This window comes from Paenibacillus nasutitermitis (assembly GCF_014641075.1).
GTDB lineage: Bacteria > Bacillota > Bacilli > Paenibacillales > Paenibacillaceae > Paenibacillus_Z > Paenibacillus_Z nasutitermitis.
Map to the genome: position 1 here is coordinate 1728630 of NZ_BMHP01000002.1, position 13093 is coordinate 1741722.

At 49.2% G+C, this 13093-nt stretch carries 14 protein-coding genes and 1 riboswitch; of the genes, 8 read left to right on the forward strand and 6 right to left on the reverse strand.

The genetic code is table 11. From position 1 onward, the window contains the following. Positions 1 to 702: 702 nt before the first annotated feature. The 3 genes from IEY46_RS18100 to IEY46_RS18110 all read left to right on the forward strand — a co-directional run bounded on the left by IEY46_RS18100 (position 703) and on the right by IEY46_RS18110 (position 3025). Complete coding sequence (locus IEY46_RS18100; RefSeq protein WP_188993329.1) at positions 703 to 1728, forward strand: permease; 1026 nt, start codon at positions 703 to 705, stop codon at positions 1726 to 1728. A gap of 25 nt (positions 1729 to 1753) precedes the next feature. Continuing rightward, positions 1754 to 2698 (forward strand): TIGR03943 family putative permease subunit, encoded by a 945-nt coding sequence (locus IEY46_RS18105; RefSeq protein WP_188993330.1) that lies wholly within the window; start codon positions 1754 to 1756, stop codon positions 2696 to 2698. A 96-nt stretch (positions 2699 to 2794) separates the two neighbouring features. Continuing rightward, positions 2795 to 3025, forward strand: a complete 231-nt coding sequence (locus IEY46_RS18110; protein ID WP_308422817.1) for an alpha/beta-type small acid-soluble spore protein — start codon at positions 2795 to 2797, stop codon at positions 3023 to 3025. Positions 3026 to 3138: 113 nt separating this feature from the next. Here the strand turns inward: IEY46_RS18110 and IEY46_RS18115 are convergent, their stop codons facing one another. Both IEY46_RS18115 and IEY46_RS18120 read right to left on the reverse strand, forming a co-directional pair. Then, the gene (locus tag IEY46_RS18115) at positions 3139 to 3726 is read right to left on the reverse strand and encodes a class F sortase (protein WP_229750350.1); all 588 of its coding nucleotides are present in this window, start codon (positions 3724 to 3726) and stop codon (positions 3139 to 3141) included. A 136-nt stretch (positions 3727 to 3862) separates the two neighbouring features. Further along, entirely contained in the window at positions 3863 to 4162 is a 300-nt protein-coding gene (locus tag IEY46_RS18120) for a hypothetical protein (protein WP_188993333.1), read from the reverse strand. Positions 4163 to 4334: 172 nt separating this feature from the next. On the opposite strand from IEY46_RS18120, the gene IEY46_RS18125 reads away from it, so the two are divergent. Beyond that, entirely contained in the window at positions 4335 to 5102 is a 768-nt protein-coding gene (locus tag IEY46_RS18125; RefSeq protein ID WP_188993334.1) for a polysaccharide deacetylase family protein, read from the forward strand. Positions 5103 to 5165: 63 nt separating this feature from the next. Further along, positions 5166 to 5771: a YhcN/YlaJ family sporulation lipoprotein gene (locus IEY46_RS18130; protein WP_188993335.1), complete on the forward strand. Its 606-nt coding sequence runs from the start codon at positions 5166 to 5168 to the stop codon at positions 5769 to 5771. A gap of 102 nt (positions 5772 to 5873) precedes the next feature. On the opposite strand, the gene IEY46_RS18135 is transcribed toward IEY46_RS18130, so the two are convergent. After that, complete coding sequence (locus IEY46_RS18135) at positions 5874 to 6281, reverse strand: O-methyltransferase (RefSeq protein WP_188993336.1); 408 nt, start codon at positions 6279 to 6281, stop codon at positions 5874 to 5876. A gap of 248 nt (positions 6282 to 6529) precedes the next feature. On the opposite strand from IEY46_RS18135, the gene IEY46_RS18140 reads away from it, so the two are divergent. Further along, positions 6530 to 7789: a methyl-accepting chemotaxis protein gene (locus IEY46_RS18140; protein WP_188993337.1), complete on the forward strand. Its 1260-nt coding sequence runs from the start codon at positions 6530 to 6532 to the stop codon at positions 7787 to 7789. 256 nt (positions 7790 to 8045) lie between these two features. On the opposite strand, the gene IEY46_RS18145 is transcribed toward IEY46_RS18140, so the two are convergent. Beyond that, complete coding sequence (locus IEY46_RS18145; RefSeq protein ID WP_188993338.1) at positions 8046 to 8711, reverse strand: SGNH/GDSL hydrolase family protein; 666 nt, start codon at positions 8709 to 8711, stop codon at positions 8046 to 8048. A gap of 18 nt (positions 8712 to 8729) precedes the next feature. Further along, complete coding sequence (locus IEY46_RS18150; protein ID WP_188993339.1) at positions 8730 to 9692, reverse strand: acetylxylan esterase; 963 nt, start codon at positions 9690 to 9692, stop codon at positions 8730 to 8732. A gap of 147 nt (positions 9693 to 9839) precedes the next feature. On the opposite strand from IEY46_RS18150, the gene IEY46_RS18155 reads away from it, so the two are divergent. Beyond that, positions 9840 to 10781 carry a polysaccharide deacetylase family protein gene (locus IEY46_RS18155; protein ID WP_188993340.1) on the forward strand — a complete coding sequence of 314 codons (942 nt, stop codon included), beginning with the start codon at positions 9840 to 9842 and terminating at the stop codon, positions 10779 to 10781. Between the two features lie 103 nt (positions 10782 to 10884). Here IEY46_RS18155 and IEY46_RS18160 read toward each other — a convergent pair whose 3' ends face one another. Then, the gene (locus IEY46_RS18160; protein WP_229750351.1) at positions 10885 to 11529 is read right to left on the reverse strand and encodes a 3D domain-containing protein; all 645 of its coding nucleotides are present in this window, start codon (positions 11527 to 11529) and stop codon (positions 10885 to 10887) included. 114 nt (positions 11530 to 11643) lie between these two features. Beyond that, positions 11644 to 11881, reverse strand: a riboswitch (cyclic di-AMP (ydaO/yuaA leader). Positions 11882 to 12039: 158 nt separating this feature from the next. On the opposite strand from IEY46_RS18160, the gene IEY46_RS18165 reads away from it, so the two are divergent. Continuing rightward, entirely contained in the window at positions 12040 to 13062 is a 1023-nt protein-coding gene (locus tag IEY46_RS18165; RefSeq protein WP_188993341.1) for a mannose-1-phosphate guanylyltransferase, read from the forward strand. Positions 13063 to 13093: the final 31 nt, after the last annotated feature.

A 13093-nucleotide genomic window follows, 5' to 3' on the forward strand; every position in this document is an offset into this window, starting at 1 on the left:
CCCTAAATCCCCCTGAGGGGGACCCCAGAGAGGGACCCCAGAGAGGGCCGCCCCTCTGAACACCCGGCATATAGATTAACGTAGGCGTGACAGAGAATCGGCGTATAGTTACCTCTTCTCGTGGATCGTTTTTCGTCCCTCGCGGGACACACTTCCATGACCCGCTCGCGTGTCACCTGTGGACTTTCGTCCCTGAATAACGTTGGTGTGCCTGTGGCGCGTTTGCAGCTGCTGTGAGTATGAACGTGTACCTCCCCCTTTCTCTAGTCTCCTCTGGGAACCAGAGGAAACTTAGACATGAGCCGGAGCAGGTTTTATTTTCCTACTGGGAAAATAAAAACAAAATGCCGGCCATGCCCTGTCTTCATGCAAAGGTAAAGTGTGTCCCGTATGGGACGAAAACGAGGATACGAACCATTCAATGGGGAAAGCGCCTCTGTCTCCCATACGTTATTCAAGCCCCGACGGGGCACGAGTGCCCGGGAGCGCCTAATTTAGAGTGTGTCCGTATGGGACGTAAACGAGCTTTGCACGCAATAACTAGTAAGCTTGTGAGAACCGCCCACATTACTCCATTCCGGGTGTCCAGAGGGGCGGCCCCCTTTGGGGTCCCTCCTTAGGAGGGATTTAGGGAGGGTCTGTATAAGGCCAAGCCTGCATATTGTATAACATGGACAGGTTTAAGCAGGAGGGGATTATCCGTTGAAATACATCTATAGATGGGGAACGCCGCTGCTTGCAGTCTGCTGCCTGGTACTGATTGCACGTATCTGGAGCCGGGACAGCCTGACGGATCTGATTCTGTCCAATCCGTCGCTGCAGGCTTTCAAAATATTGTTTATCAGCATCATCCTCGAAGCATTCCCGTTCATTCTCCTGGGGGTGCTGTTCTCGGCGCTGCTGCAGGTGTTTGTTTCTGATCAAACAATTGTCCGGCTCACACCGAAAAACCCGGTAATTGGCGTATTGTTCGGCAGCCTGCTGGGTCTGCTGCTCCCCCTTTGCGAATGCGGTATGATTCCCGTCGTACGCCGTCTGATCCGCAAGGGCATGCCCGCATATATAGGAATGGTGTTTATTTTTGCCGGACCGATCATTAATCCCGTCGTCTTCACTTCGACCTACACGGCTTTCCGATCCCAGCCTGTTATGGCCTATTCGCGAATGGGTCTTACTTTAGTTGTCTGCGTGCTGCTTGGCCTGCTGCTTTACCGTTTTCTCCGCAGCAATCCGCTGCGGGAAGCGCCGGCTGCCTCACATCTCCATGCCGGTCATACCCACAACCATAACCACAGCGAGGCGCATGGGGGGCTGCGCAGACGGATCGCCTCCACGTTTGCCCATGCATCGGACGAGTTTTTCGATATCGGCAAATATTTGATCATGGGCGCCTTGATCACCGCGGCCATGCAAACCGTCCTGGACCGGCAACTGCTCACATCCATCACCGACCAGCCCTTCATCTCCCATATCTTTATGATGCTGCTTGCTTTCGCCCTTTCTCTCTGTTCCACCTCGGATGCATTTGTAGCGTCAAGCTTCAGCGGCCTGTTCACGCCCGGCGCGCTTCTCGCCTTCCTTGTCTTCGGTCCTATGGTTGACCTGAAAAGCACGTTGATGCTGTTCTCCGCATTCCGCACCAAATTTGTTCTTGCAGTCATTTCATTCCTGTTCATTGCGGTGCTGATCGGTTCCGTAGTTGCGGAAAAGCTCATATTCATCCCTTGACAATTGAAGCTAAGGAGCGGGAAGCATGACTAAAAAAGACCGGAACACGATTGTCCACCATCTGCTGCGAGCTGCGATTATGAGTGGGTTTACCTTCTACATTATCCATCTTTCCCTTAGCGGAAATCTGCTGCAGTACATCGCACCGCGCATGGCGGTCTACGTGAAACTCTCTGCTCTTGGATTGTGCGCTACCGCTATGTATTTGGTTTACTCCGCCATTCAAGTCGGTAGGGGCAACGGGGCGGCCGCCCATGATTGCAATCATGAGCCGTCATCTTCCTGGCTCAGAAACATCCTTATTTACGGGATGTTTGTATTTCCGCTCGTCATTGGCTTCCTGCTGCCTGATACGATACCGGGAAACTCTGCCGCATCCAGAAATGAAGCCGGCTTTCATGATTCAGGCAGTTTTGTAGGGTCCGGAGATCATGAGCATTCCCTGCCACTGCCGGCCGCCGGCTATCTGGATGCCTTGTTCCCGGCAGATGAATATACGGCGCCCTATGCAAGGCTTGGCAAACATTTATACGGAATGAATGAAATTATTATTTCCGACAAGCAATATTTGGAAACGCTCGCAACGCTGAATATGTTCCGTGAAGCTTTTATCGGCAAAACAATTGAGATTACCGGATGTGTCTACAGACAGGAAGGGATGCCGGTAACGCAGCTGGCCGTCAGCCGGCTGGCGATGAACTGCCGCTCCGCGGATTCCAAACCGTACGGACTGATCATCGACTATCCCCAGGCGGCTCACTTTCCCGATGATGTCTGGCTGAATGTACGGGGTACGTTAGAGGAAGGCGTTTTCGAAAAAATTCCAGTCTCCATCCTCAAGGCAACACATGTCGAAACCATTCTTCCTCCTGAAGGGATTGGTTTGGACGGCGAATCGTTAGATTCGACGTTCAGCATCCACCTACCTGATAATTCCTATGTATATCCGGATAATGAATGGGACCATTAATAGTAATGCGGGACAGCGAAATAAATTTCGTATTTCTTTTGCATAAAAGCTTCCAACAGGAACATAATAAGGCCCAAGAACATGTAGGAGGTGAATATTATGGCAGGACAATCCCGCAGCAGCAACTCTCTGGTCGTCCCTCAGGCAAGCGCAGCTTTGGATCAAATGAAATACGAGGTAGCGCAAGAGCTGGGTATTCAAATTCCGCAAGACGGCTATTACGGCTACATGGCTACACGCGATACCGGTGCATTGGGAGGATACATCACCCGCAAACTGGTGCAAATCGCAGAGCAGCAATTGGCAGGCAGCAATATTCGCCACTAGATTTCAGAACCACCCGAATACCGATCCGAAATAACAGCTGCTTTAAGCGGCCTGAAACACCAAGAAGGTACAGTCCTTTAACAGGGAGTCTGTACCTTTTTTCTGGGCTCCTTTTATCTCTTGCGGGGTCCCGCCTCATCAGCCGGATTTCCTTTTGCCCTTGTCCGCAGGCCGTACGTTTCGTCCAAACGCTTAGTGAATATAACCAGCCTGGCTTCATGCTCACGTTTTTTCCTGCTGTATCTGCCGGCACAGGTAATCAGGTTCAGTCTGGCTTCATCCGTGCGGCCGAAGATTTTCTCGAGCGGTGCTTCAGAGGTCATATAGGTCTTCACTTCTTCTACAACAAACTCCACAGACGCGCCGCGTTTATTCTTTATGATAACGAGATCCCCAGGGTTCAATTCCCGCAGGCGAAAAAAAATAGCAGGACCTGTATAGTTGTCTACATGCCCGTCCAATATTGCATTTCCCTTTTCGCCAGGAAGCGCGCCTGTCGACAGATATCCTACCATTCGACTATCGCGGGGAACACCCATTGAACCGTCCGCTTTTACGCCAACAGGTTCAATGTTTGCATGGAGATCGAGCACAGGAATATACAGTCTGGCCGGGACGATACCTTTATGCTGGCTTATTGGCTGAACGGGACGAGACAGTTCCGGCAATCCGGAGTTTTGAATCAACCCCGACACTGCCATTGCATGCGGCTCTTTGATTTGTTCCTGGAAAATGAACCCGGCACTGCAAATGAAGAGAAACAGAATTGGGATGAGTATACGCTTTTTCATAACTGAATTTAGAAAAGAGGGGAATATTCATCCCCCCTTTACGCTCCTATTCCATTTGTTCGCTAGCGCCGCCAAAGCCTGTTTTTGGCATTTCGGTCGCTTTTGCCTTCAAGCCTTTAGCATGCAATTTGTGGCCTGTGCCTTTAGCTTTCATTTTAAGCTTTTCACTGTGCAGCTTCTTCATATGCATTTTTTTGCTCTCGGCATGCATTTTTTTCTCGTGCACTTTCTTCTCGTGCATTTTCTTCTCGTGCATCGTTTCGGTTGCCGGATCAGCCGCATAAGCTGCCGTACCTACCGATAACAGCATACAAGCGGTGACGATCATCATGGCTAATTTTTTCATTTCATTTCCTCCTCATAATTTAGAAAGTTGGGAAGCCCTCCTTCATGTTGTCCTCCAAGCAATAAAATATGTAACCAACTATTACCTGCGTATGCAATAGCTATTTTTTTGAAAAGATATGGCTTAACGTCAACAATGTCAACATGACGCACATTGCAAAGGATGGAGATTCATGATCGCACACAAATATCTGCTGGGGATCGTAAGCCTTTCGATGCTGCTGTTCGCAAATGAAGCAGATGGCGCACCTATGAAGAAGGACCGTTTTTATTATGAGAAAAAGGGCGAAATGATTTGGGAGGTTCAGACGAAGCAGAAGGTCATGGCTTTAACCTTTGATGACGGTCCGGATCCCGTTCAAACGCTTGAGATATTGGATCTGTTGAAGCAGTATGACGCCAAATGTACTTTTTTTGTAGTTGGCAAACGGGTGAAGCAATACCCGGATATTATGAAACGGGTATCTGCCGAGGGACATGAAATCGCAAACCATACCTATAGTCATGCTTATTTCAGAATCCCCTCCTCGGGAAGGCAAGTAAGGGAGGAAATCGAGCGAACAGAGAATGAAATATTTAAACTGATCGGCCGTAAATCTGTATTGTTTCGGCCTCCCGGCGGGGTTTATGACGATACCATTGTCAAGGTTTCCAATCAGATGGGATTGGTTCCCATTATGTGGTCCTGGCATCAGGATACGCGAGACTGGAGTCGTCCAGGGGTTCAGCGGATAAGGAATAAGGTGCTGGAAAATGCCAGAAACGGAGATATTGTGCTCTTTCATGACCATGTTCAAGGGAAAACACAGACCACAGCTGCCTTGAAAGTCATTCTTCCTGAACTGAAGGCAAGAGGCTATCGCTTCATTACTGTCTCCGAGTTAATGAAATGTTCAATAACCGAAACGGACAAACAGCATCCTCCACAGAAATACTCCTAAGAAATATTTCCTGCATGGTTTTAAGCCCGGCCGAGAATCCTATAAGCCAGGAGGTGAAAACCAATGTACAAATTTGGAGCAATTGTGGTGCTTTCCGTATCTCTTGCCGTCGTTTCAACAGGCTGCGCAACGAGAACCAACAACAATACGAAGGCGAACAACTACAGGGCCCAATCTACCGACAACCGGTCCCTTATGAACGAATCCCGCGGGCACATGAATGAAATGAACCGTTCCATAAACGGGAATCAACATTTGATGGATGGTACCAATCATTCCATGAATGGTACCCATTCGATGAACAATTCAGCCCCGAATTCCCAATCAGCCAATTTGACCGCTTCCGAGAGAATAGCCAAACGTGTTTCGGCAATCAACGGGGTCGATAAGGCAACGGTCATCTTAAACAATCGGGATGCCGTTGTTGGCGTCGATTTGAAGCAGGGTGCAAACAAGGCGGCGGTTGAGAAAAACATCATGCAAGCCGTCAAACGAATAGAGCCCAAATACGCCGTTCATATAACGACGGACAAAAAGCTTCATACCCGTATCCGGACTCTTCACAGCCAGATGGTACCGCTGGACGGCCATCCGATTCGTAATTTGTCCGAAGATATTGGAACATTAATCCGTGATTTAGGAAACACCATTACCGCACCGCTTCGCTAAGATACATCACAATAAGGACGTTTGAACAATAACAAAGAAATGCTGCCCGCAATTGATTTGCGGAGCAGCATTTTTGTACGTTGAGGCGGCAGCAAGGGATCGCTACGGGGTATCCCGAAGCTTCTGGGAGTATTTAGGCTGGTATCGGAACATTCCATTGGCTAAATTATAGTTGGATTCGAATAAAATACTTGCCGACCAGGTGCCCGTGCCAGACCGGACGGAGAAATCATATAAAATTTCACCATGTGTCCAATTCCGTTTAAGCTTCAGGGAGTCAACGGCCATCTGACGAAAGGACTGTACCTGTGAAGCGGTCATACCTTGCTCGGCTTGCCCGATCTGGCCGTTTTTGCTTTCGATGGGATTATGCCGGATTCCGTATTTCCCAACCGCATTATTTCGAATATGTATAATAACCGTTCCAGCAACGGCAGAAATAAGCTCCTCTTCCAACTGCCTGAATACATATTCCACTTGCCTGACCAATGATAACGCTTCCAAACTCATAATAAACCTCCTCATAATTTCCTTCTTTTCTTGATGCTTACAAGTGATACATTAGGCCTATTATATGACAGGTTTCTAGTTCCTACAACATATTTTTTACAATTACATTACAAATTCCCTGGTTCTTGCGGTCTTTATGCATATTTCAACTCATTCTTTCGACTCAGTATGATGGGATCAGACCAATATAGACAAATTTCCCCAATATGAATATAATGAGATTATTCTAATAAAGAGGAGCCTGCGTCATGCTATGGTTTAATTCATTATCTATCCGCAATAAACTACTGATCGGGTGTTACACGATTGTCGGCATTTTCTCGATCGCTTTGCTTTTAGGATTAATGATTACGGGAAGCAGCATATTGCTGGGTCTTATCGTCATTTTAGTTGCCGCAGTCGTCACCTTCCCACTGGTCAGCGTGATCGAGAGAGCGCTTACATCATCTATCGATGAAATGTCTTCCATTGCTTTTGGCATTGCCAAAGGGGATTTCACCCAGAAAGTTGATGTTTCCTCCTCTTCATCCCTGGGTCAACTAGGCCATTCCTTTAACAGCATGATTGACAAGCTCCGCGACATTTTGAAGGATACCTCTAACATTTCCCGGATCGTCAACGATACCAGCCGTAATATATTTGATAAGAATAAGGATTTAAAGCAGGTCATGGAGCAAGTCGCTTTGTCCGCTGGCGAGCTTGCCACCGGAGCCAATGAGATTTCTGAAGATGTAGCCGACATGGCTGAATCCATACGCGAAATTGAAGACAAAGTCGCTTCCTATGCCACCTCCACGAAAGAAATGAATGAACGATCCGAACAGACGCTTGGTCTTGTCGAGAAAGGCCGCAAGGCAGTCGACAGCCAAACTGTCGGTATGCAGCGCAACGTGGAAGCTACTTCTACTGTAGCAGCCACGATCGAGGATCTTGCCCGTAAAGCGGAGGGCATCTCGGCAATTACCCGCACGATCTCCGATCTTGCAGAACAGACGAATCTGCTTTCCCTGAATGCTTCTATTGAGGCAGCGCGTGCAGGCGAACATGGCAGGGGATTCGCGGTTGTCGCTCAGGAAGTACGCAAGCTGGCAGAAGAATCCACTTCCTCCACCAAGGAAGTGTTCAATCTGGTACGCAGCATCGATTCCGGAGTCAAGCAGGCGATCGAAAATATTAAAATCAATGAGGAAGTCGTCAACCTGCAAACCCAGATGCTCCAGGAATCCGAACATATTTTCACCGAAATTGTGGCCAGCGTTGATTTTATTACGAAACAGATTTATCAATTCTCAAACGAAAGCGATCAAATGCTGGAAAGTGCCAGGAAAATTTCCGGAGCGATCCAAAATATATCCGCGATTACCCAGGAATCGGCAGCCGGTACGGAGCAGGTATCCGCCTCGATGAATGAACAAATCAGCTCCGTACAAGCTGTTGTCGATGAAACCGAAAAAATGCAGCAGGTTGTTGTACAGCTGCAGCGGACGGTATCGATATTTAAAATTTAATCATCACCTGATTTAAACCTTCAAGAGAATCGACCATGTTGCAAAATATGGAGATAACCTTGGAGGTGTTTTTGCATTTGCAAGAAGAGCCAGTTCCCTGGCAGAATAACGAAAATTCGAATGCTGATGAAACGAAATAACCAGTCGCCGATTGGATTTCCGACGACTGGCTGCTTAAACCATAGGCGTTACCGCTCCCTTGACTCACGAACAGGGGGCAATTCAGCTTGCACGTTTCAGGTGCTATTGTTTTGTGTTACAGGCCATTCTGATAATCAAACCCGATGCCTTGCAGAAACGCCCGAGCCAGAACCGTATGTCCCGCCTGGCTTGGATGTACACGGTCCCAGGCCAGCGTTGCCGGATAGATATGCTCTAGCACCCGGTTGAATGCAGCCTGTGTATCGACAAACACTGCGTTATGCTTGCCGGCGATCCGTCTGACCGCTTCGCCGTAACGATCCATCGTCTCCCGCATGGCATCTTGCGGATTAGGCTCGATATAGAACGGGGACATCAGCACCAATCCTTTCAGGGATGGCTTGGTGCGGATCACCAGTTCTTCAAGCGTCTGTTCGTATTCCTCCAGGTACACATGGGTTTCGGTCATGGTCGGGACATCGAACTGCCGCCAGACATCATTAATCCCAATCATGATGGACAGCCAGTCCGGCTTGAGATCGATAACATCAGTCTGCCAGCGGTCTTTCAGATTTCTTACGTTATTTCCGCTTGAACCAACGTTTACTACCCGAATGCCCATATCCGGATACACTGCCGTAAGAAGCGCGTCAACTATACCGACATACCCTTTGCCAATTGCGTTGAACAGCCCTTCTCCAACCGGTCTTGCGCGTTCACAATCGGTAATGGAATCGCCGATCATGACGAGCTTGTCCCGCTTCTTTAATTGAAGTGACATCCTTTTCTGCCTCCCCTTTTAATAATCCCCTAAGAAAAACTGAAAAATCTTATCCTGCAGACCCGGCAATCCCTCATGTCCGAAATCCGGGTAAATTTCAAACCGTTTTGGTGCCGTAATCTTATTGTAGGCGGCAAATTGAGTGGAGGGCGGACAAATCGTGTCCATCAGCCCTACTCCAAGAAGCACTTCGCCTTGAATCCGGCTGGCCAAATATTGAATATCAATGTAACCCAGCTTTGTAAAAATCTCATTTTCCCGTTGATGCTGCGGATCGAAAAAGCGGAAATAAGTACGTATTTCGGCGTATGCGTCTTTGGCCAAATCCATTTCCCAGACCCGGCGATAGTCGCTCAGGAACGGGTATACCGTCGCTACTTTGCGGACACGCGGCTCAAGCGCTGCGCAAGCAATAGTCAGCCCGCCCCCCTGAGACCAGCCAGTGGCAAAAACCTGCTCCGGATCGACATGCGGCATCCGCATAACGATGGAAGCAAGCTGAGCGGTGTCCAGAAAGATATGCCGGAACAGCAGATTATCCGGCTTGTCGTCCAACCCGCGGATGATATGTCCGTTATGTGTATTTCCGGTCACGCCGCCAACGTCCTGCGACAGTCCCCCCTGACCCCTACAGTTCATTGCGAAGACGGAGAAGCCAAGCGAGACAAACCCGAGCCGCTCATGCCAATCTCCCACATTGCCGGTATAACCATGAAACTGCAGCACGGCAGGCTGCGGCTTCTCCGCAAAGCGGGGACGGGCATATTTGACATGGATCCGTGCCCCCCGCACGCCGGTAAAATAGAGATCGAAACATTCGGCAGCGGGCGTTTGAAAGGAGCTCGGTACGATTTCGATTTGCGGGTCCGTCTGGCGCATTTCATTCAACGCACGTTCCCAATAATCGTCAAAATCGGCTGGACGCGGATTTCTTCCTGAATACGCTTGCAGATCGTCAAGTGGCATGTCAATGGTCGGCATCTTTTTTATAACTCCTCTTTGGATGTGGTTTCTTTCTATGTTAGCGGTTTTATTCTTCATCTGTAAAGTTTTATTTGCTCCAAAGACATGAATGATTGGTATGGTCCAGGGCACAATGAATGAATCATAAGAAAATGGAGGCAATATATGCGGGGGAATAAATATTTCAGGCGATATGCGTGGAAAACCGTGCTTCTCCTGCTGGTTTGCACGACTTTAAGCATCCATTCAGCACTGGCAGGCCGACTGCACGCCTCACAAACGGATCGGGCTTCTATTCGGGACCTCTTGTTTTCGCATGCCCGGACGCCGCAGCTGACGGAGGATTCCATTACCTCCCTGCCTGAAAGCAATCCACGGCCCTCCTTTTTGCAAAAGCAATATGCGGAGCAGCAGTCTAAACGCCCGCGCCGTAAAGCTCCTTCATGGGCAGAGCTGCAAAAACGTTACCCGGGGTCTTTCGTAATCGGAGGTCCGCGCGGCGAAAGGAAAGTGGCCCTCACTTTTGACGATGTGCCGGATCCCCGCTTCACGCCACAGATTCTTGATATCCTTGCCCGCTACAAAGTCCGGGCGACCTTCTTTGTTGTCGGATCCCGCGCTTCCAAACATCCATCAATGGTTAAGCGGATTGGCAGGGAAGGACATATTATTGGCAACCATTCGTATAACCATGCCGTATTCTCGCGGATTTCCTTGCCTGCCTTCCAGCAGCAGGTTCTGCAAACCGATGCCATACTCCGTCCCCTGGCAGGATACAGCCCCCGATTGATCAGGCCACCATATGGTGAAATTTTGCCTGAACAGATTGTGTGGATGAAACGAAATGGTTATATCGCGGTCAACTGGGATGTCGATTCCTCCGATTGGCGGGGCATTGACAGCAATAAGGTTCTGTTGAATATTAAGAAAACCCTGCAGCCCGGCTCTATTGTGCTTCAACATGCGGGAGGCGGTACCGGACAGAACCTGTCCGGCACCATTGAAGCTCTGCCCCGTCTCATTAAACTGCTTCGCAGCAAAGGGTACCAAATTGTTACACTTCCCGATCTGCTCAGCAAGCCTGCCGCAAGAAGCACGGAACCCTAAAGTAATATTTGCGAGCTTTGGGGCATGCACAAACCCAAAAAAGCGGCGTCCCGGTATCGGGAAGCCGCTTTTGCTTCATGCTCTTTTATGAGGGATCAGCTTTTTATGATTTGCTGAGAATGAAGACCTTAACATATTGATAACCGAACTCCCTGGCTTTTTCCTGCGATTGCGGTACAAAGATATCAATACGGTCGCCTTTGATTGCGCTCCCCATATCTGTCGCCACGGCCATCATGCCTCCTACAGGCAGTCCCTCGTGATCATAGCCGGTAATATACACTTTGCTCCCCATCGGGATGCGTTTGGGATCAACTGCAATCGTGCCAAGCTTAAGCGGATTGCCATAGTAATCGACGGGGCCCCAACCATTCTCGGATGCTGCAGCTGTATACACGCTCGCTTTGGCTTGGACAACATCCGTATAGTTATATACAAGCCCTTTCACAGTAACGGAATCTTTCGCCACTGTCTTGGATACTGCCGGAGCCGCGGCCGCCTTGGCCTTGACAGGGGCAGCCGAATCCGGAACTGTAAGAGACAATCCTTGGTATATATTCAGTGGATCGACATTCGGATTTGCTTTCATTAACTGCTCCAGTTTTATTCCAAATTGCTTGGACAAGCTCCAAAATGTATCATTATCCTTGGCTGTGTAGGATGCTGCCTGTGCCGGGCCTGCATGGGCTAGAATAGCAAAGCTAAGCGCTGCGGCTGCCGCGCTTTTTTTCCATTTCAAATTGAACAAAATTAAAGTCCTCCTTTTTATTTACGGTTGCACAAGGCCTGTCCTTTCCAGGAGCCGGCTATTGGCACCGTCATCGCCGAAGCGGGCTGCGCTCGTTATTAACGGTCAATCAGCCTGATCAGGCATGCGGCCTGCGAGGTTAGTTGTCGGATTCGGATTGAGGAGTTTCAACCCTACACTGCAGCGTATCGGCTACGCCTCAGCGATTCACCCCCAGCGGATTTTCACCCATCCACTACTGCCATTTTGGATGATATTCCGCAGGAAGAATTACGCTTTAATTTGCCGGAGAATACGTAATTCTTGCCTTAATAAGCTCCCCCGTACGAATAAGTTTCGGCTCGCGTTAAAGAATACCACAATTATCATTTGCATTGAAACAGGTAAATGGGTCCAGTTTGGAAACAGGCACGTACAAAAGCCGTTCCAAAGCCTTTTGAAGAACGAATACAATGACAGTACATTTACGGGTGACCCTGTCTTTTTTTGTAATCGAAAGGTGGTTAACCATTGAATATTGTTATCATGGCGGGCGGTAAAGGAACCAGATTCTGGCCGCGCAGCGTCGATGCCAAGCCCAAGCAGTTTTTGTCTTTTCATACGGAACGCACGCTGATCCAGGAGACACTGGCGCGATTCCGTAAGCTTGTTGACGATTCCCGGTTATTCATCGCCGTGCCCAAACGTTATTTACCGCTAGTGGAGACTCAGCTCCCTGACCTCAATCCCCGGCAAATCATTGTTGAGCCGGAGCAAAAGGATACAGCCGCCTGCATCGCGCTTGCCGCATTCCGTTTTCTTCAGGCAGGGGATGACCGACCCGTTGTATTTGCCCCGTCTGATCAATACGTAGCCGATGAAGAGCCTTTCCTCAGCGCCATCAGGGTTGCCGCCCGGACTGCCCAAATCAAGGATGCTATTGTCACGCTCGGCGTACAGCCAAGCCGGCCGGAAACTGGTTTTGGTTATTTGCGAACCACGGCTTCGGATGAGGCTCAACCTTCCGAAAACATACTTCGGGTAATCCGGTTTCTGGAGAAACCGGACACCCGGCAGGCGGAACAGCTTATTGAAGAACCGGACGTGTTTTGGAACAGCGGTGTTTTTATCTGCCGCCCCTCCACCATCCAACGCGCTATGGAACGGTTCCAGCCCCAGCTGTGGAACAGCCTCGTACAGTATCCTTCAGACGCAGCTGCCGCTTATGCCCGAATGCCTCAATTATCCATTGATTATGCGGTTATGGAGCATATTGAATCACTTTATTGCATCCCCATTCATTGCGGATGGGATGATATCGGCTCATGGGCAGCTCTGCGCAGGCATCTTCCTCTTGATGCGAACGACAATCTTATAAATGGCGCAGCGACTCTAGTGGACGCAAGAGGCAATACCGTATATGTCGGTGATCAGCAGGCCTTGATCATTGGGGTCCATGACCTGATTATTGTATCTACCGGGACCGGGCTGCTGGTCTGTCCGCGGTCCGAAGAACCGAGGTTGAAATCGTGGTTAAATCAAACTCCAGGGTGATACTGACTTAAATGCAAACAAATGCTGTACT